Raw genomic sequence first — 21,051 nt, 5'->3', positions numbered from 1 at the left:
CCAGCCAGACAAATAATCGTAAAATCTATCGGATTTGCAAATAATTTGCTGTATCGTAAAATATCCCTTCCTTATAGTAACTAAGTAATTCCTATGGATATGCGAGAACTCATTCAGAAAAGGTCTAAGCTAATTCGCAAAAAAATAGATGTTACCCCATCCTCTACTGAATCAATTGCCCACGCAAAGGTTCAAGAAACAGAATCAGTGATTGAGTCCAGCCCATCTTACAAAATATCCGAATCTGACTCTATAAAAGAACACTATCGCCCTCTACGTTCCGTTGGTAACTCCGGTTGGCAACCGTCTGATGTTTGGCGCGAGTTGAGAGTTGATGATTTTTGCGGGTAAATTAAGCTCTGACTGAATAAAAATTAATATATCAAGTTGATTGCTAGTTGTAATATATCTTCGTCACAACAGTGTAGACCCGAATCTGCATGAATCTAAAACTTGCGTGGACAGTAGGACTATTAACAGTAGCGATCGCTATCGTTGGTTTAGCTTCGGTATCTGCCCAGCATCCTTACACAACTCAATCAAAAGAACAAGAGAAAATATTCTTCCTTCCCCGCGATCGTCCTAAGTCTGGTGTCGGGTGGGAAATCACCACTACTTCTGGTGAGGCAGAGATAGCTCTAGCACGGCATTTGGCTAATACAGGTGCTAAAGAGTACGTCGCGTGGTGGTGTCCTCATTGTCATGAACAGAAGTTACTGTTCGGCAAGGAAGCGTATCAAATAATCAGCGACAGCATTAAGGTGGAATGCGACAACAGAGGTGTTAATGCTCAACCTGATTTATGCGAAGCTGCAAATGTCTCTGCTTATCCCACTTGGGTCATCAATGGCAATCAATATAGTGGTGTACAAAATCTCAAAGACTTAGCGAGAATCTCTGGTTATAAAGGTAGTAATAATTTCAAGTATGTTCATGTGCCTCGATTTTTTTAGCGACTCAATGCTCCCATACATAAAACTTGAAATGTGCAAAGAGCAGGTTAAACGTTATTAATGCCAATTTTTCACTATCTCTTTTCGATAGTCTGATTGTATGGTGTTAACGCTACCCACGTCAGAACATGACCAATCGCATAATTGTAAACAATTTGTTTATTTTTATCGTTCTCCCAAAAACTTAAATCTCTATCAATCAGTTTCTGGCTATTTTCTTCAGATTTTTTATCTATGACTAATTCGGTTCCATCTTCACCTTCTAAGCCTAATAATATCCCTTGATATAAGTATTCGGTAATGCAGTAGGTAGCTAGCGTAAACAGGCGAATACATATTTCCCAAGAAGACTTAGATTCTCTAATAAATTTTAAAACATCTGAGCAGATTAAGCAGTGTAGTTTTCGGTTTAATTGACCTGTTACTTGTTCCATAAAATGCTTTTGGATACTAGAATTGGGCAATATTCGCCGCTTGTCTCCTAAATATATATGAGTTAACCAGACTGGCACTCCACTAAAAACGTAATCGATGATCTGAAAAATTTGTGAAGTGTAATCTTCTTCTAAACGAAAGCTAGTAGCAAATAATTCCCCAATCTCTCTGTATTTGGGATCTAATGTTTCCAGAATCTCATTCATATGAAAATTGGATACTTCGCAATGGTAGTTAGCCATTAACCTCCAAAATTCTCGGCGGATATATCGTGAACGAGCTTCTGTAATACTCTTTTGCAAATTCTTAACTTTTGCGCTACTGTATCTACTCACTCGTTTTTCACAATACATCGCCAATTTCTTATCTACACTCCGCGGATGGCGAAAATGTGCTGATCTTTTTCTTAATGCCTCCGGTGAATTGGCAGGTATCCAATCGGGAGCAACGCAATTTTGTGAGATCGGATCAAAAATCAGTGATTGCTAATGCCGGAAGCTGGCGGACGAACGCAGGAATTAGCGGGAGCAACGCGATTTGGTGAGGTTGAGCAAAAAAGGTGCGATCGCTAAAAACCTATGTAGGCGTACTTAGAATAGTTATTACCTTAGACCGAGTATTAATGCTGCGTTAACTTGTAGATGAATTTAGGATAAAAAAAGGTAGGATTCCCTTTGGAGTAAAGGTTTTGATATCTGACATCAAAACAAAAACAGGGAATGCTTACCATGAAAAATAATATATATTGTACTTTTGATTTAAGCAAATCAGTGTCAGACTTTCAAGAAAAAGTTACGAAAATTTTAGAATTAACAAGTATCCCAGAATGGAATGGACAAACTTTCAAATTACGTGAAAAAGAAATTAGGGAATCGGCATTAATTTTAGCAGGAGAATGTATTGCTTTGTTGCTTCATAACTTGTCTAAATCTCAAGATTTTTTGCACAAAACAATGCAGGAAACTCAGGGATGGTGGCACAATAAAACGCGAAAGCACGGTTGTAAAGAACGGCAGATATTAACAGTTGGTAATGTCGCAGTAACTTTAAAGCTACCGTATGTAGTTGAACGTCAGACTCAAACAAATAAAAATAAAAAATCTACTCATGTTGGATTCTGCCCATTCTTAAGATATTTAGGAATGTCTGAAGGTTTAACTCCTGAAGTTTTATCGACTATTGCTCGATATGGTGCAATTGCTAGCTCTTTTGAGGCAGCACGGACAACATTAATTGATTGGGGCATAAATATCAGCTTAAAACGCATAGAACGGCTAACATATTACTTTGGTAAAATTGGTATAAATTTACGTGAATCAAAAATAACAAGTTTAGAGCTTGGTAGTTTACCGATTCGTAACATTCTTAAAGACCAGCGTGTTGTTATTGCTGTAGATGGCGGTCGTACAAGGATTAGGATTAATAAAAAAGGTAGGCGCAAGGTTAAAACTAATCGTGTAGGCTTTACAGGAGAATGGATTGAGCCAAAACTATTAACAATTTATGTAGTGAATGAGCAAGGTGAAAAAATCAAGAATGGAGAGATTCCAATTACCAATGATGGAACTTATAAAGGATATCAAGGATTTTTGCAGATATTAGAGATGTACTTGGTTAATTTAGGTATTAGTCAGGCGAAACAGGTTTTATTAATTGCGGATGGAGCAGAATGGATCTGGATACATATTCCTCCTTTACTCAAAAAGTTAAAATGCCCATCTGAAACTTATCAATTATTAGACTTTTTTCACGCTGCATCACATTTACAAGACTTTGCTGATGCTGCTTTTAGCACAAACAATGAGCGTCAACAATGGTTTCAAAAGGCTCGAAAAAGTTTAAAAAAAGGTCAGGCACTAGATTTAATGAGAAACATGGGTGAATTTATTTCTGAGGCAAACGGAGAGCGCCTCAAAATTTTGGTACGAGAACGGAATTATATTTTAAAAGCTTACCGACGCAGGCTTTTAAGATATAACGAAGTTGCATCCCGGAAATTACCTCTTGGTAGTGGTGCGGTTGAAAGTTTGATTCGTCAAGTCGTTAATTTGCGTATGAAAGGTAATAGTAAGTTTTGGCTCCAAGATAACGCAGAAATTATGTTGCACCTCCGTTGTCAATGGATAGCTAAAAGTTGGGATAATTTTTGTGATTCTATCTTTAATTCTTTTATCAAACCCCAAACTGATTGATAAATTTTATACTTTAATTCTCCCTTTAATTTATTTTCTGCCGTAATTGATACTAAGTATCAAAGTTTTTTTGCAGAGATTTTTGGAAATAATCGTCAAATGACTTGCTAGCAATCTTTTTGAGATACCTCATCAAGATGAATTGTCGTGTAATTACGTATATTAATTGCAAATAAAGTTACGTAATACAGAAATGTAAGTTTTAGCGATCGCTGGTTTTTGATCCGACCTCACAAAATCGCGTTGCTCCCTATCCAATCTACAAAATTTCCGCACTCTACACATTGACATACTAAGTCACTTAAATCACTTGCATCTACATCAGTAGCTTGTAATAACTCTTGGTATTGATTATGCCTGAATACCCGCAGTGCTATATCCATTCCATACTTTCCCTTGATACATTTCAATTTCTTTGGTCTTGTAGTGAAATACTTCACCAACCAAGCCAACTGCTTAACTCACTTCAAACGATCTTGCTCCCAGAAAATCAACCTTGGCAAATCTATTCTTTCATGGTCTAGCTAAGTTTAATCTGGTCTTCAAAAAGCGTTGTACTGTAAAGAAAATAAAACCCCGTTCTCCTGCCAAGTTCTTCCGTCTGAATTCACCTCAATCAACGGAATACCCCAGTCCAAACGCGCACTGAAGTTTTCGCCCCCACGCCACTGCAAACCTAATCCCACAGAAGCCAACATGTTTGAGTCGGGATTTTCTGTACCTGCATTCCACCCAAATCTGAAGTCTGCAAAGGGAATCATTTGCAAAGTACCGCCAGCACGCAGAATTGACAGTTGCACTTCAGCCGAGGCGATTGCCGCAGGAATCTGAAGCAAAAACGTGATTTTAAAGTTTTTTTAGCCTTTAAGCGTTTAATATCAAGCAAATAACTACCATTAACTTAAGTTCAAGGTTAAAATCATGATTTTAACTTGAGAAGGGAGTCCTAAATTAGTAATTATGGGAAAAGACTAGTCTAAAGTTTTTGAAAAGCTTTTTAACTATTAAATACTAGCCTTTTAATTACTAGTACTTTTGAATAATAGAGCAAATGGTCTAATCAAACTGATAAATCAAACCCTATTATTAAATGTCAAAAGCTAAGTTCTTGTAGCGATTGTTAATTTTGAATTATTAATTGTTGATTATGACAATTTATCTTTATCCTTACGAACCATCTTATTAAAATGATGCGTCCGCTCTGGGGCAATCACTGCTGGTTGTAAAATGTAAGTCATTTTGACAATTAACTGTTTTGACATATCTTAACCTGAAACAAAATTATTTAAATATTGTTAATTATCACCACAAGGGCTTATGGCGCGCATCTATAGCACTATCCGGATACAAAGACCAATTGAGCAAGTTTTTAACTATGTAACTACACCAAATTATTGGACAGAATGGCATCCTTCATCACTCGGTGTTAGCGGTGCAAAAGACCATTCATTAGATGTGGACGAGCAGGTAGAAGAAGAGTTTTTAGTAGCTGGACGTCGTGGACGCGTTATATGGACAGTACGTGAGCGAAAACCTCCGCACCAATGGGTAATTGATGGTGAAGTAGGAGCAGGGGGTAGGGGAACAATTACTTACACACTTACACCTTATTCAAATGAAGAAACAACCTTTGAGCGCGAGTTTACTTACTTCACTCCCAATTTGCTGGCAAAGATGCTCGATTGGCTAGTGCTGAGTCGCCGGATTCGATCAGAGTCTGAAGAGTCATTGAGACGTTTAAAGGAAGCAATCGAAAGAAAAGCATGATGCTTAGATATTAACAACAGTCCTTGTATAAGAATGAAACTTAACCATAAGACGCAACTTAAAATCAAATGGCAGACAAGGATCTCCTGGATTTTTAAAGTTAGCGCACTATACTGCTTATCATTCTCAAGCCCAATCGCTGCGCAAATTGTTCCTGACTCTACTCTCCCTAATAATTCTCGCGTTACAACTCAAGACAGTACCAATACAATCAAAATCAATGGGGGAACCAAAGCAGGAAACAATTTGTTCCACAGCTTCAAAGAGTTCTCTGTTCCAACCCATACTACAGCTTTCTTCGACAATACCCTGAATCTTCAAAATATTATTAGCAGAGTTACTGGGAAGTCGGTTTCTAATATCGATGGATTAATCCGAACTAACGGTGCAGCCAACCTATTTCTCATTAATCCAAATGGAATTATTTTTGGTTCTAACGCTCGACTAAATGTTGGTGGTTCTTTTTTAGCAAGTACTGCTAGCACAGTCAAGTTCCCAAATAACTTAGAGTTTAGTGCTACAAACCCTCAACCTTCATCATTGCTAAGTATAAATACACCACTAGGCTTGCAATACGGAAAAAATCCTAGTGCAATTCAGGCTTTAGGCGATGGTCAGGGAACAAGGGGAACATCTGAACTGATTGATACAGCAAATGCTTTACGGGTGCAATCAAATCAGACCTTAGCGTTAGTGGGCGGCGATATGAGCTTGGAAGGAGCAACACTCAAAACTACTGGAGGCCGGATAGAGTTAGGTAGTGTTATAGAAGAAAGTTTAGTCAGACTTATCCCTATAGACAAAGGTTTTGCTTTAAATTATGATGCCGCTGCACAAAATCTTGGGAAAATTGAATTATCTCAACAAGCAACAGTGGATGCTAGTGGCGAGGGAAGTGGAGACATTCAAATTCGAGCCAGGCAAATAACTATACGAGATGGTTCTCAAATTGAAGCTAGTGCCTTGGGAGTAAAGCCAGGAGGAAAAATGGAGGTGAGTGCTACAAACTCCATAGAACTAAGTGGCACTTCAGCAAACGGTCGAGTTCGCAGCGGCATTGCTTCTACTGTCTATCCAGGTGTTAAAGGTAGCAGTGGTAATTTAATTTTGGAGACTAGGCAGTTGAATGTTCGCGAAGGAGCATTGCTAGGAGCATTCACATTTGGTGCAGGACGAGGAGGCGATTTGATAATAAAAGCTTCCGACTCTACAGAGGTGACTGGTTTTTCATCCATTAATCCTCGGACTATCAGCACCATTTCCACTGTGACTTCTGGTACTGGAAATGGCGGTAATTTTATATTATCAACGGGGAAATTAACTATTAAAGATGGAGCAACCTTAGGCGTTGCAATTTTTGGCGTAGGACAAGGAGGGGACGTAACCGTAAATGCAACTAATTCTATTGAAGTTACTGGAGTTTCATCAAGATTCTCCCCTAGTTCTTTGTCTAACACAACTTTCTCTATTGGAAATGCAGGTAATTTGAAAATCGATACTCCAAAGTTAATAATTATGGATGGAGGTTCAGTTAATACCTCTACTTTAGGGACAGGTAATGCTGGAAACCTTTTCGTTAATGCCTCTGATTATATAAAAATAAGTGGCGAGGTACAAAGATCTGAATCGCCCATTGTGAGTAATCTATCATCATCGGGAGTCATTACAACTTCTCCTATTCAACAAGTGTTTAATGTATCTCCCCTTGCGTCTGGTGACTCTGGAGAACTCAGAGTGAATACTAAAACAATAAATATTGCAAATGGTGGTATTTTTAGTATTAGAAATGACGGTTTAGGTGATGCAAAATCTCTTCAAATTAATGTAGAATCTATCAGTCTAAATAACAGAGGTCGCATTACAGCATCAACGGCTTCCGGTGAGGGCGGGAATATTGTTACAAATGCACGAATCATACATTTACAGGATCACAGCACCATTACTACAACTGCGGGCAATAACGGCAACGGCGGAAATATCAATATTAATACAAACATCTTAATTGTTCAAAGAAATAGCCATATCAGCGCAAACGCTTTTGGAGGGCGTGGTGGAAATATCCAAATAAATGCTCGTGATGGATTCTTCTTCTCCCGTGATAGCGGAGCTGAGGCAAGCTCACAGTTTGGAGTCAACGGTACAGTTCAGATCAATGGGAATTCCATTGATTCTATGAGTATTAAAGCATTGCCAGGAATCATTCAGGAAACTCCAAAATTTGCTTCTGCTTGTGAGGGAAGTTCCGGTGCAGTTGCAAGTTTTGTCAAGACTGGAACTGGTGGTATTCCACGTAGCCCTAATGACATGCTTTCTAGTAAATCTGTCTGGCATGACAATTCTGTTTCAGTCCAAGATAGGAATTCAGAACAACCTAAATTATCAACTAAACAAACAACACAAATTGTAGAAGCACAAGCTTTGGTAATAGATTCTAAGGGGAACTTCGTGTTGACAGCAGAAGTTAACTCACCAACGCCTTACGTTGTGTCGTCCTCTAATCTATGTTCGTAAGATTGTCAAACACAATACATGTGTCAGTCGTCAGAATTCAGAATTTACCTTTCGCTACTGGCTGATGAATAAATGGTGAGACACTACACTAAATCTTTAATGAGCGGTGCTCAACAAGAAAGCACAAAGTCTCTTACCGATCTTAGGCGATAGCGCGCAAGTCTCTTCTCTACGAGAGGCTTGTCTGCGACACACTTTTGCGAACGCCTAAAAGTCCGTGAGCGTCTGGCTTTGCTTTCCTCCAAAGTCGAACAAAACTTTCTAAGAGAGTGGTGGTTCTAAATCTCTCGCTGATTGATTCTGAAGCCTTGGCGGAGCTTTCCTTAGTCCGCTCCTATATTCTGACAAATGTATTCTTCTTCAAGTATCAAAAAATACTGTATCCACTAGACCCCAGCAATGATTAAACGTCGAGATTGCTTTAATTATCTATTATCAAGCGCTCTAGGGCTGTTTGCGGCTGTAGGTAAACCATCTCTTCTAGCCCAAGCTGCAAGCAAAGAAGCACAAAAACGGAGTCAGGCACAACTGTTGACCCAAATAGGAGAGAAATATTTCAATCAAGGGCAAGCATTGCAGGCTCTTGAGTCCTGGCAATCAGCTACTAAAATTTATCGCCAACTTGGTTATCAAGAAGGTATTACGGGCAGCTTAACAAACGAAAGCCTTGCCTTACAAGATTTAGGCTTGTACCCTCGTGCTTGCAGCACACTTGTTGAAGCTTTAAAGCTGAATGGGGATTCTTCAATTTGTGCCACCTTACTAGAACCATTTACTGACTCTGAGGCTACTACAATATCGTTGACAACAGCCATTGATAAACAAAAACCAATGCAAGCTTACTTGCTTGGATTGCAGAATCTAGGAGATGTCTTGAGGCTAATTGGTAAACTAGATGTTTCTTATGCTGTATTAAAAAAAGCCTTTGAACTTCTTAAAAAACTTCCTCCAGAATTAAAAGCCTCAAATGTTAAAAACCAATTATTATTAAGTCTAGCTAATACAGAAAGATCGCTCTATTATCAAGCTAAAAATAAATATCAATTAACAGATGAGCCTAGTAGTAAGCAGAATGCACTTTTAATAGCCCAATCAAAACTTACATCTGCTCTGACAATTTATCAAGATTTAAGTACAGCAGGGGCAAATGGAACTGATATTCTAGCGAAGGTAAATCTCATAAGTTTATTATTAGAAATAAAAAAATGGTCAGATTTAACAAATGGCAGTACTCAAGTGATTACAATAGAGCAATCACTGCAAATTTTAGTCGAAGAGTTATTGATTGGACAAGGAAAATTTCAGCAGTTATCACCAATTGAATCTGTTCATATTCAACTTAATCTTGCTCAAGCTTTAATACAAATTAATCAAGACGATCAATTAAAACAACTTCTATTCTCTGGAGGTAATTCATTATTAGCAGCTCTGTCCATTGCTAAAGCAGCCTCATTTTTGGCTCAAGAATTAGATAATAAACGAGCAAAATCATACGCTTTAGGAACTCTCGGCAATATCTATAACTATTTGGGACAAACATTAGAGGCAAAACAATATCTGGAAGCAGCTATGAGACTAGCTCAATCAGTACAAGCCTGGGATATCGCTTACCAGTGGCAATGGCAACTAGGACGCTTGTACCAGCAAATACAGGAGTCCAATAAAGCAATACAATCATACGCGGCTGCTATCAATAGCCTTAACCAAGTTCGAGGTAGTATTCTTGCAGTTAATCCAGAGATTCAGTTGGAGTTTAAAGAAAAAATTGAACCTGTATACCAAGAATATATGGAACTACTTTTATCTCAAGATAAACCAATTTTTAAACAAGTAGTCAAACTTCAAGAACAACTTAAATTAGTTGAATTGGAAAACTTTTTACAATGCGGTCAATTTTCAAAAATCTCTTTAATTAATAGTGAGAAACTAACAGAGTTACCATCTATAATATATTTAATCAAATTAAAAAATCGAGTAGAGATAATTGTCCGAACTTTACAGGGTACTTTTCATAAAAATACAGTGGAGTTCTCGTTAGTTAGTGATATTATCGATAGTTTAGTCGCTGGCACACAAAAGCAGGAATTTACTGGAATTCGAGAATCTAATTTCCTAATTCAGACCCAAAGCCTTTACAATTCCCTATTTGCACCCATTAAAAAGTATCTACCAGATTCAGGAAATTTAGTGTTTATACTAGATACTTATTTTCAAAATTTACCTCTCTCTATACTGCACGATGGAGAGAATTATTTACTAAAGCATTACAGTATTTCAATATCTTTAAGCTCTGACCTTTGGCAAAGTCAATCTTTAAACCCTAAAACTTTAAAAGCTTTAGTTGCAGGAATTTCTGAGATACCTCCTAGTTTTAAAAATTCATTAGTCACTAAAAATTTTGAGGCATTGCCCGAAGTCAAAACGGAAATTGCAAACATTAAAACAAAAACTGCTCCTGGATCAAAATTACTACTCAATGCTGAATTTACTAGTGACAACTTTCGACAAAACATGGAGGACGATCAAATTACGATTATCCACCTTAGTACTCACGGTCAGTTTAGCTCAGATGCCGAAAAAACTTTTGTTTTAGCTTGGAATGTTCCGCTAATTGCTAAAGAATTAAATTTCTTGTTAAAAACCGAACGTTCTGGAATCGATCTACTCGTCCTAAGTGCCTGCCAAACAGCAAAAGGAGATCGGCGTTCGGCATTAGGAATTGCTGGCATAGCAGCACAGGCAGGTGCGGGCAGTATACTTGCCAGCCTTTGGTTAGTAGAAGCAAATTCTACTGGTTTGCTAATGAGCGAATTCTATAAAGGTTTGATAAATGGCATGACTAAAGCAGAAGCATTGAGACAAGCACAATTAAAATTGATATCTAATCCTAAATATTCTCATCCTTATTTTTGGGCAGGGTTTATTCTCGTCGGTAATTGGCTTTGACGTGACAATTCTAATCCCGTTTGCGCCTTAGCTAATTCAACTGAATTACCTCTAAGTTTTGAATATTGAATCGCTATTTTATATTTATGACTTGCCTCTATTGGTAGACCTACTTCCAGATAGCGATCGCCTAGTAATCGATAAATTGTTGGATTTTTAGTTTTTGCTTGAATTCGCTCTTTCAAAACCTCAATCGCCTCAGAAAACAAGTCTTCTGCTTTGTATATATGAGTAAGATCCACAGCTAAGGAGTCTGGAGATAAATTAAGACTTTGAACACGCTCAATGACAGCTTTGGTACGCTGTGCTTTAAGAGAGGGCATTACCATCAAGATAGAAGATTTGGGAATAAACTTTTGTTCCGCCATCTTGGCAAGTACATTTACCTGATAGATAATCCCAGGTTGCATAGCTGGTTGTTCTTGAGGGTAAAGTAATGAAGTTGAATTGACATCCATAGACCAATCAACTCTTGGTCCTTTAATTTGTACTATATAGCCCATAGCATTAGAAACAGGAGTCCAAGACAGTACAGGACGTGGATTCAAGATTAAGGGACTATAGGGAGTAATCAGTGTTGGTACATTTTCATCTTCGCCTGGGCCTTTTACCTTAAAGCAACTAAATCTATTTTCACGGATACAAACCTGAGCTTGATTATTGGATCTCTGCAAGCATCGTTCATTGATAGCGCCATTCTTCAGTTGTAAAATTTTTCCGCTTTCATAACATAAAACCTCAACTGTAGAATCGTTTGCCGATTGCAGATAATCTTCTTTGCAGACTTCTTTCCCTGCTGCCAAGCGAATATCACCACTAATAATACGAGCTACAAACTCACATGCACCTGTTTGCCCTGCTCTTGCTGCTGGTCGGGATTGTCCTAATGCACTGCCAAGGTTTGAGAAAACAAGTACTGATGCTATTGCTGCAATTTGGATTTGAAAGGCTTTTCTTTCTATTTTGGTTGTTGATTCTGTTACAATCAGCATAAAACTTATCAAGCTACTTAAAATTTAGTTGACAGCATAACGAAAATGACGTGCCTAGGTCAATTTTTCTGAAGTAGTCGTCGTAACACTTGCTGTCTCCATTCTTGTACCTCTGGCAAGCTAGATGTTGCTAGTAGGCATACTTCCCAATATATTTTGGCTTTGCTCAAGTTGCCTAATGCCTCGTATGTTTGTGCTAGCAAACAGTAAGCATCTACTCTTTCCGAGTCTAGCTTCACTGACTTTTGCAAGTAATCTTCTGCTTCTACATAACGCTGCTGTTTGAATCTTGCCCAACCTAAATTTTTATATAACCCAGCTTGCCATTCACGATTTTGAGTCCGATTTAAACCTTGAAGTGCTAATGCTGCCGCCTCAGAGTATTTTTCTTGCAAGTTCTTTAGTCGCGCTAAATTGCTAACAGCATTCATTGCTTGGTTATTACTGTACTTAATCGCTAATCTATATTGCTGCTCTGCTAGATCGTATCTCCCTTGCTCTTCATAAAAATTTCCTAGTCCATATCGCGCTTCCCAGGTATCAGGCTTAAGCTTGAAAGCCTTATCATAGTTTTCAGTTACACATTTGATATCTCCAAGTTGTTGACAAGCTAATGCTAAATTACTAAACGCAGCTACATCTTTTTGATTATACTTAATTGCTGATTCATAATATTTTTTAGCTACTTTAAGATCATCTAAGTTACGGGAAGCTTCATTAAAGTAGTAATTAAACAAGAGCAAATTATACCCTTTATAAGTTCCATAAATTCCTAGTAATAATAAACTAGATAAACCAAATCCAAATAATTTTGATTTAACTATCCGATTAATATTTAATTTAAATGGTAAGCGTTCTAACCGCTGCAAAATTACTTCTGTTGTTTGCGGACGTCGCCCTGGAGAAAGAGACATTAAATCATCGAGTAAATCAGCAAAGGGCTTGTCAATCTGCCGTGCTTTATCTCTCCAAATTAGTCGTTCTGTTTTTTTATCTGTTGGCAATTGCATTAAAGGAATTCCAGTAACTAGACGAACAAAAGTTCGACCTAAAGCATAAAAATCGGATTGAGGGACAGCTTTACCATAAATTTGTTCTAATGGAGTGTAATAATGAGAGACTACAGTTGTAATTTCATAATTTCCTACTCTTGTATCAGTTCCTCCACTTGCACTAACTTTAGCTAAATACGTATCAGTTATTCGTCGTGCAGTTCCAAAATCAATTAACGCAAGTTCCCCTTTTGGTTGAAGAATTATGTTTGCAGGTTTAATATCTCTATGAAAAAATTCAGTATGGTGTACTACATCAAGTATTTCAACTAATTGACGTAGCCATTCTAATGCTTGAGCTTGGGAAATCGGTTCATTCTCTTTTATCCATTCTTCTAAGTTTTGTCCCTCAATTTTATCCATTACTAAGCAACGTAGTTCCAGAGGGCTATTATTAGGCACAAAACTGAAAAAATCTTCAACATCACATTGAGGAATATTTGGATGTTGGATTAGCCGTAAAGCACCGAATTCCCGCTTAATTAACTCACGAAGCCTAGTCGAATTCCATTTGAGAACTTTCATGACTCTTCGCTTACGAACCGGATGCCATTTCGTACCAGCGTCATCTACCTCAAAAACTTCAAAGTAGCTTCGAGGGTCATAAGTAAGCTCTCTCAATGGCTTAAGCAGTCGAATACGGTTATTAATCAGCAACGGACTACCACAAGATAGACATGTTTCAGTATTGTCAGGATTTTTACGTTGCTCACAAAGGGGGTTTATACAATAAAACGACATGCTTGCCAAGTATAAATTTATGCCTTAGGCAGTTGGTAAAGAGTGTTTATGTCTTACTGCCTGAATACAGATACAAGTAACCATGACAATTTATGCTAATTACTCTCCCTTTACATTGCTTGAATTTTTGTGATTTGTAAAAAATTTTTTGAACACACGGATGCAATTTAAAAATTCCCCCTCGCTTTGCCAAAAGGCAGGGGGTTTTCATACGAAAAAATAAAAATAAATACATAAATCTTGATTTCTCGTTTAGCATAGCTTTTTACCCCGCTTTCATTCCTCTTCCTGAAGTGGAGAGAGGCTTTGAAACCCAGTTTTAGTTTTTCCCTGGTTGTATGAAAACACCCTGCCTCTCGCTTTACCAAAAGGGGCTACAGCGCCAATATCTGTATGATTGGGAGTTTTTTCGAGAGCTAACGCCAAACAGACATGAGTGCTTTCCTGTCCACCAAAAACGCAGCAACTACGGGGAGAGGTAGCTTTAGACCCATATCATAATAATACTTTTAGTACTTTGGATGAAAAGCAAGTTACTATAACTTCGTGGCTCTTATCTTTCCGTATATGCCCTAAATTCAAGCAAACCTATATAATGGTTAACTTAGTACTTTTTTGAAAAAATTAACCATAAATAGTAAGATAAGGTATGATTAATTACAATTTAACATACTCTAAAAACTAAACCTCATTCGCGGAGAGCCTCTTAACGAGCATTCACTGTATCAGAGGTACTAGCATAGCTATGGATTTTACTGCTGAACCGGAACTTAAATCTCCTCTTTCTTCTTCTGTCACTTTTAGAGAGCAGGAACTTTCATTGGAACAATCATCATCTCAAGGCATATTTCCAATAACAGAGACTTTTAGGCTACCGCTGGTCGTAGTAAATGACTTAGTTTTTGCCAAAAGAGGCAAGTACTTATCTGAAACTGAAATGCTCGTTATCAAAGGGGCATTGAATGATCGAGAATATGAGGAGATAGCAAGCCACTCAACTTACAGCTTAAACTACATACAGCGCACAGTAGCACCTCGCCTATGGGACATACTTTCAGAAACCATAGGGGATGGCGAACGAGTGGGTAAAAAGAAGCTTTGGTATTTTTTAGAACAAGTTAACAAAAAGTATCATATTCAATCCGCGTCAGGCGAAAAAGAAAGACTTACTGTCAATAATTTGACACCAATTACTAGGGGAAAACTACCTGAGATATCTAGCTTTTATGGACGAACACAGGAACTAAACTCATTAAAAGAATTGATAAGTAACGAGCGTTGCATATCCTTAATAGGAATTGCAGGTATCGGTAAAAGTGCATTGGTTGCAAAATTGATAAAAGAAGTCAGTGGAAGAAAAGAATCAACATTTAATAGCTTAATCTGGAAAACAATTATTCATGCACCGTTACTTCAAGATTTAGTAGCCGAGCTGATAGAACTAACGCAACCTTGTAAGCCTGATTTAGGTTTACCTGAATATACTCAGGGAATGATTTCAGTATTAATTAAACACTTGCAATCACGCCGTTGTCTGCTGGTACTAGATGGTTTTGATTCTTTATTTCAGAAAAAAAGCTTTCAGCAAAGGCTTGAATACCGAGTCTTCTTTCACCGATTGATAGAAGAAGAACATAAAAGCTGCATACTCTTAACTGGTCGAGCTTGGCCTGATGAACTTGATGATGTTATAACAACAAAACAACATCTTCATTTCTTAAAAATCCAAGGTTTAGACGTAGATGCCGCAATGCAACTTTTATCTAGCAAAGGATTGACGGATAAAGAAAAGTGTAACCAATTAATTCAAACGTATCGCGGAAATCCTTCAGAACTCGAAGCTGTAGCTAATCGAATTAACCACTTCTTTGGTGGTAATACCCAAATGTTTTTTGAGAATCCAACTACGCTTGTTAGCAGTAATTTTGAGGTAATCCTTAATCAACTGTTTGGAGAATCATTAAGCAGTACTCAGCGAGAAATTTTAATTTATATAGCAGAAGAGATATTCGAAAATCAACAATCAATTAGTTTTACTAAACTCTTGTCGGGTATTAAACATAAAAGTCCAGAATGTGTATCAACTTTAGAGTTAATCAAAGCGTTAGAAAAACTTGAAAATCAGTCATTAATTGAAAGTATCAAAGACCCAGTTACTAAAGAAATCAGTTTTACTCTCCAACCAGTTATTAAAAAATACATAAAGACAGATCCACAAGGGTTGGTGCATACATCTCATGGTTCACCATTAGCGTTCGCATCTTAACAGAGGTATGTATGATTTCAGGAAAGCTAGAAGTAACAATCAAAATCAATAAACTACCTGAAGCAAAAACGGCAGAGAACAACTGGCAAGAGTTCGAGATTGACTGTGATGAACGCATCATTAACATCACAGTCAAGCCTAAGATTTGGAAGAAACTGACCGATGGTGCCAGTAATTACCCCCAGTGGGTAGCAGCAATCGCTGGTAAACTCGGTCAGCAAACAGAAAATGGGTTCATGTTAAAGGAACCCAGCATACAATTTTTCGAGCGCAAGCCCAAGGCAGAAACGACCTCTGCGTTAGGTGCTGCTTCTTGAAAAAGTGATTACCCAATCAGGGTAAGCTAGAACGAAGACTGGTAAATATGGAGGAGTCAAACAAAGAAAAATCAGAATCTCGTTAGATACCGAAAGACCACGAGTTATGTAAAATCAAGCTAATTGATAGGAGGTATGGAGGTGAAGATACAACAGTACGAAAATTTAACGCACAAAGCGCCACTAAGGAGTAGCGCTTTGTGCGGGTCTTAAATTCCATATAACCTCAGAGCGGGGTTATCTCACGAAAACCAAAGCAGTGGTACTTAAAGTTTGACGGCTTTTATCCACTGACTGGTAAGACGAGATTTAATCCGCTGCTTCTCGTATTATACGAGAAGCCGCACGAAACTCACCAGTTTCGTGTGGCAATTTTTGTTGTTGAAATTCATAAGTTTCTGTAAAATTAAGTTTGATTAAGAAATATCCCGAATTTTGTAGCAAAAAATAGTAGCAGCGCGAATAACAGTTATCAGTTGGAATTCACAGTCCTTGATAATTGTCAACTGTTGACTGATAACTGATGCAACCCCCTCTGAGCTTGTCAACCAAGTAACCAGGGGAAAAGATCGTGATAAATAGCAAACCCAAGAACACTTACGTTCAGTCCTTGGGATCAGAAAGTGTAGCTTTCCCACGGCAACTTAGTGCTGTGGCATCGTGGAATTTCAGGAATATCCTGCCTAGTAGTTCGCCAAGGAAACTTGGCGGGGTAAAGGGCAAGGGGGAAAGGGAAAAGATGTTTATTCCTTTAACCTTTCCCCTTTCCCCTTTTCCCAGCCCTAACCTAACAATTTTGGGTTGGCAGACTACTAGTGGTCTACCAACTCAAAAATGCTGGGTGAGGATTGGGGAAAGGTTAAAGGTCAAAGGGAAAGGGATAAAATACCTTTCCCCTTTACCCCTGCCCCTTTACCCAGCCAAGGGAACTTGGCTAACTACTAGAGCAACAGAAAAGTTACTGCTGATTTCAAGAGCGTTGCTTTTGGGCATCGACATTACTTTAAACCCACCTCTCTCCAAGGAATTCCAAGGAGAGAACCGATGAACCATACCCCGGATATTACGGGGGAAAGGTTAAAGGTCAAAGGGAAAAGGGATGGGGAAGAGTTAACAAATTCTTCCTCCCCTTCTCCTTTGCCCTTTGCCCTTGACCCAGGCGCAGCCTCTCCAATTGAATATCCAAACAATCTCACTGCTGCCGAATACCATGAGTTAACAGTTGGTAGTGCGATTCATCCAGCACTGGTTGAGCGCAACTTCTTCCACATTGAGGGAGAATCAGTTTATGATTTCCTGTTCATATCTGATAAGATCCCACGCAAGAATGCGGGTCGGGTCACAGATGGATACTTAAAGCTGTATCAGCATCTATTACTGGGTGGGACGTGGATTCAATCACTTGACCCCTTTAAAAACTGGCAACCAATGGAATGGGGAAGGATTAAGCCCAACTTCCCGCGCTTTGATTGGCAAACAGGTAAACCAGTCAAATACGAGTCACCGCCCAAAACCCCCAACCGCGTTACCTACTTTGATGTCGCTAACCCCATCTGGGACAAAGTTGCAAAGCGTTATTTAATTAAGCGCTATCATTCACTTTTAGCATTGCGCTTACTGGATCAACTCAATCCACTAATATTTTGGGAATGGATAAAGCAGCATCCAGAGATTCCGATTATCTTATGCGAGGGTGAGAAGAAAGCCGCTTGCTTGCTGAGTTTAGGGTTTGTAGCGATCGCACTCCCTGGAATTTGGAACGGGCGCGTAGGCAAACAAGATTTTGATGAACGATTGCATCCTGACTTAGTACCAATGGCTCAGGCGGGACGCAAGTTCATTATTTTATTCGACTACGAAACAAGAGCTAATACCCGTTGGTCAGTTTTTCAAGCCACTGTTCGCACTGCAAAAGCAATCGAATCAGCTGGTTGTGAATGTGAAGTTGCGCTGTTACCAGGCCCAGAGAAAGGTGTTGATGATTTTGTTGTGGCGCGGGGCGAAGATGCTAACGCTCTACTGACCGCAATCATCGATGATGCCAAATCACTTGCCGATTACCAGCGCTCGTATCGGGCTAAGAAATGGGGACTTAGCAAATACAAACCAGATGTCACCGTTAATGTCAAGTATCTCTCTGAGGCTTTATGCATTCCTGAACTTGAAGAAAAATGCTTGACAGTGCCTGAGCTTTATGAACTTGAAAAGGAACAACTTTTCACGCCATCTATAAAAGGACATCAAAGAAAGAAGGAGTCTACGGATTCTGGCGGAGTTGATTCATCCAAATCAAAAAAATCCCCTACCTTCAATTTCCCAAAATCAGGACTGGTCGTACTCTGGAGTGACATGGGTACAGGGAAAACTGAACTTATGCGCTGGTGGCGTGACCAAAACCCTGATGCCAGATTTCTCAACAATGGACATCGGGTTAACTTGCTGAAAAATCTTGCCGAACGCTTGCGGACGGCGATGTATTCAGACTTGGGTTACACAGGTTTAGCCCAGGCTCAAGCCCTTAGTATTACTATTGACAGCTTGCATAAACTCAATACTCAGTCTCTCACCTACGGCTGCATATTTATAGATGAAGCCTGCCAATACCTCACCCACCTGCTGCACAGTAATACTTGCAAACAACATCGCGCCGCCATTTTGGAGGTACTGGAATATATAGTATACAATGCGCCACTGGTCGTCATAGCTGATGCACACATGGATGATTTAACGGTAAACTTCTTTCTTGCAATGCGACCAAAAGGTGAAGTACCTTACATTATCAAAAACGAGTGGCGAAACGGTTCACGCACAATTTATTGGTACGAGGGGGATAATTCAAGCGCCATAGTCGCCCAAATCTCGGCAGCGCTGATGCTTGGTGAGAAAGTCATGGTTGCTAGTGACAGTAAGCGTTTCATCAAAAAACTCGACAAATCCTTTACAATCAACTACGAAGAATCTAACTCCGAAAAATCCCAGACACATCAAAAATGGCGTATTTGGTCGGTTCATTCCGATAATTCTGGCAGTGATGAGAATGTCGCTTTCATCAAAGATATCACCAACGCCGTCAAAAACTTTGATGCCTTGTTCACCTCTCCCAGTCTCGGTACTGGTGTCGATATTTCTGAGTATCATTTTGACTTAGTATTTGGTGTGTTTCACGGCGTTTCCCAAACTGCTACTGAATGCGCCCAGCAGTTGTACCGCTATCGCCCGAAAGTTCCGTTTCATATTTGGGTCGCCCCGCGTCCTCCCTTTGGTTACAAAGATACCAATGCTACCAAGATTAAAGAACGCCTCCTCCAAACCAATGAAATGACTGCTTTTCTGTTGCGGATTGACCGTCAAACAGGCAAGCGTGGAGCCGAGAAAGATTGGGCGCTTGAGGCTTACTGCCAAATTATGGCTAACCGCCACTATTCTCTCAATAATCTGCGTGATGACTTGCGATCGCTGCTCACCGAAATGGGCAATACATTTATATATGTGGGCAGTGATTCAGATCCTCAATCTCTTGAAAGTCTAAAAGCAGCAGCACAAGCTTTGGATAGTGCCCACAATTCGGCTGTAGCCAAGGCCAAGAATATTACTTTGAGCGAGTACCGTGCCCGTCAAAGCAAAGATTACCTTGACCCTAATGAAATTTTTGAATGTGAAAAGTTTCGCATTTCTGATTCTTACGGCATCGAAGTAACCGAATCACTCGTAGAAATGGATAAAGGTGGTCGATTAATTAGAGCAATTGCTGGACTTGAGGCAATTTTAGCCCCACCCGAAGAATCTTTTACTGACCCCAAAACCGGGCAAAGTTATCCTACGCCACCAACAATTGTCACCCAAAAAGACCGCACCGAGCGCGACAATCTACCTTTGTGCATCGACTGGGGCAATTATTCCGCACGGTGGCTGGCTAGATTTAACCTGGGGCTGCATCAAATTCTCACTTCTTTAATGAAGGGTGATGAAGTTACTGCCGATGACCCCACTTTGCTCAAGATGACGGAGATCGCTATACATTGTGCTGCTCACGTCAAAGCAATTCTTGGGTTTACTATTCCTAGTGACTGTAAACCTATTTGGTTGCTAGCTACTTTAGTAGAGCAGCTGGGGCTAAAACTGACTTTCCGCAAGCAAGGTAAACGGGGGCAACAGGTGAAACTTTTTTCTTTATCTAAAGAGGAATTAGAATTTGCTCAAGAGGTAATTGCTCATCGCGTGGAAAAGCGTAATCAAAAAGAAAATCGAACCTATTACGCTGCTCAAACCCCGTTGGTGCAGGGTGTGGGGTGTGGGGTGTGGGGTGTGGGGGAAGAAATAGCCCCAACAACCAGTGGGTCACTTGCCCCGTCTTGTCAAGATGATTGTATTAGCGGGGGTTCCTTGCCCCGACCAATACCGTCTTCCCTACACCCAACACCCTACCCCCAACACCCTATTCTTGTAAACCCCAATCACCAGCCCGTATCCATCCCCCCCCTTAATGCTATAGGGAACTCCCATTGCCAAGGGGAGGATACTACCGAATTTGAGTCGCCTCCGACAGATCGCGTTACCCTACTCCACTGCGTAGAAATACTTCGATCTGGTATTTCTCGTGGAGTGGACGCAATTAAAGGCATTCTCAAGCGATGGCAGAGTGATTTGCGCTGGGATACGGTGCTGGAACTTGAAGCGATCGCGGCAAATGAACTGCGACTTGTGGAAGCTCAAGTTCCTGAATTTTATGAATGGCTCTCAGAAGAAGTGTTGCCAATGGAGGGATAAAGTCGGCGATGTCGAAGGCGGGCAAAGCCTCGACTGAGCTACGTAAATAAAGAGCAATTTGTGCCTGATTTTTATCAGTGGCTATCGCTTGAGGTGTTGCCTATGGAATTGT

14 protein-coding genes and 1 pseudogene are annotated in these 21,051 nt (G+C 39.5%); 10 read left to right on the top strand and 5 right to left on the bottom strand.

Annotated features, from left to right (window positions below; all coding sequences use genetic code 11):
* The first annotated feature begins 93 nt into the window (after positions 1-93).
* Together H6G92_RS27305 and H6G92_RS27300 are read left to right on the top strand one after the other, a co-directional pair.
* Entirely contained in the window at positions 94-351 is a 258-nt protein-coding gene (locus H6G92_RS27305) for a hypothetical protein (RefSeq protein WP_190898310.1), read from the top strand.
* 89 nt (positions 352-440) lie between these two features.
* Positions 441-953, top strand: coding sequence for a hypothetical protein (locus tag H6G92_RS27300; RefSeq protein WP_190898273.1), 513 nt, complete (start codon positions 441-443; stop codon positions 951-953).
* Between the two features lie 74 nt (positions 954-1,027).
* On the opposite strand, the gene H6G92_RS27295 is transcribed toward H6G92_RS27300, so the two are convergent.
* Positions 1,028-1,690 (bottom strand): hypothetical protein, encoded by a 663-nt coding sequence (locus H6G92_RS27295; protein ID WP_206758847.1) that lies wholly within the window; start codon positions 1,688-1,690, stop codon positions 1,028-1,030.
* Positions 1,691-2,116: 426 nt separating this feature from the next.
* Here H6G92_RS27295 and H6G92_RS27290 point away from each other — a divergent pair, with 426 nt between their 5' ends.
* Positions 2,117-3,580 (top strand): ISLre2 family transposase, encoded by a 1,464-nt coding sequence (locus tag H6G92_RS27290; RefSeq protein WP_190898263.1) that lies wholly within the window; start codon positions 2,117-2,119, stop codon positions 3,578-3,580.
* A gap of 542 nt (positions 3,581-4,122) precedes the next feature.
* Here the strand turns inward: H6G92_RS27290 and H6G92_RS27285 are convergent.
* Positions 4,123-4,416, bottom strand: coding sequence for a BamA/TamA family outer membrane protein (locus H6G92_RS27285; RefSeq protein WP_190898257.1), 294 nt, complete (start codon positions 4,414-4,416; stop codon positions 4,123-4,125).
* A gap of 481 nt (positions 4,417-4,897) precedes the next feature.
* Here H6G92_RS27285 and H6G92_RS27280 point away from each other — a divergent pair, with 481 nt between their 5' ends.
* From H6G92_RS27280 to H6G92_RS27270, 3 genes are all read left to right on the top strand, one after another.
* Positions 4,898-5,347, top strand: a complete 450-nt coding sequence (locus H6G92_RS27280; protein WP_190898250.1) for an SRPBCC family protein — start codon at positions 4,898-4,900, stop codon at positions 5,345-5,347.
* A gap of 33 nt (positions 5,348-5,380) precedes the next feature.
* Positions 5,381-7,858: a two-partner secretion domain-containing protein gene (locus H6G92_RS27275; protein WP_190898243.1), complete on the top strand. Its 2,478-nt coding sequence runs from the start codon at positions 5,381-5,383 to the stop codon at positions 7,856-7,858.
* A gap of 801 nt (positions 7,859-8,659) precedes the next feature.
* Positions 8,660-10,804, top strand: coding sequence for a CHAT domain-containing protein (locus H6G92_RS27270; RefSeq protein WP_190898236.1), 2,145 nt, complete (start codon positions 8,660-8,662; stop codon positions 10,802-10,804).
* Here H6G92_RS27270 and H6G92_RS27265 read toward each other — a convergent pair.
* The 3 genes and pseudogenes from H6G92_RS27265 to H6G92_RS41385 form a co-directional block, all read right to left on the bottom strand.
* A complete protein-coding gene (locus H6G92_RS27265; protein ID WP_190898222.1) occupies positions 10,762-11,796 on the bottom strand; it encodes a tetratricopeptide repeat protein in 1,035 nt (344 codons plus the stop codon). The two genes, H6G92_RS27270 and H6G92_RS27265, sit on opposite strands and share 43 nt — an antisense overlap.
* A gap of 59 nt (positions 11,797-11,855) precedes the next feature.
* Positions 11,856-13,505 carry a serine/threonine-protein kinase gene (locus tag H6G92_RS27260; RefSeq protein ID WP_242059328.1) on the bottom strand — a complete coding sequence of 550 codons (1,650 nt, stop codon included), beginning with the start codon at positions 13,503-13,505 and terminating at the stop codon, positions 11,856-11,858.
* 9 nt (positions 13,506-13,514) lie between these two features.
* Positions 13,515-13,589: pseudogene (locus H6G92_RS41385) on the bottom strand (4-Cys prefix domain-containing protein); the annotation flags it as partial.
* A 745-nt stretch (positions 13,590-14,334) separates the two neighbouring features.
* Here H6G92_RS41385 and H6G92_RS27255 point away from each other — a divergent pair.
* The 4 genes from H6G92_RS27255 to H6G92_RS27240 all read left to right on the top strand — a co-directional run bounded on the left by H6G92_RS27255 (position 14,335) and on the right by H6G92_RS27240 (position 20,939).
* Positions 14,335-15,855, top strand: a complete 1,521-nt coding sequence (locus tag H6G92_RS27255; RefSeq protein ID WP_190898202.1) for an NACHT domain-containing protein — start codon at positions 14,335-14,337, stop codon at positions 15,853-15,855.
* An 11-nt stretch (positions 15,856-15,866) separates the two neighbouring features.
* Entirely contained in the window at positions 15,867-16,172 is a 306-nt protein-coding gene (locus H6G92_RS27250; RefSeq protein WP_190898195.1) for a fertility inhibition FinO-like protein, read from the top strand.
* Positions 16,173-16,743: 571 nt separating this feature from the next.
* Positions 16,744-17,220: a hypothetical protein gene (locus H6G92_RS27245; protein WP_190898185.1), complete on the top strand. Its 477-nt coding sequence runs from the start codon at positions 16,744-16,746 to the stop codon at positions 17,218-17,220.
* Positions 17,217-20,939, top strand: a complete 3,723-nt coding sequence (locus H6G92_RS27240; RefSeq protein ID WP_242059327.1) for a plasmid replication protein, CyRepA1 family — start codon at positions 17,217-17,219, stop codon at positions 20,937-20,939. Before H6G92_RS27245 ends, H6G92_RS27240 begins: the two co-directional genes overlap by 4 nt.
* Positions 20,940-21,051: the final 112 nt, after the last annotated feature.

Source organism: Nostoc foliaceum FACHB-393, from assembly GCF_014698505.1.
Taxonomy (GTDB): domain Bacteria; phylum Cyanobacteriota; class Cyanobacteriia; order Cyanobacteriales; family Nostocaceae; genus Nostoc; species Nostoc foliaceum_A.
The sequence above is the reverse complement of the archived record's forward strand: the minus strand, read 5'-3'. Positions and strand labels throughout refer to the sequence as shown.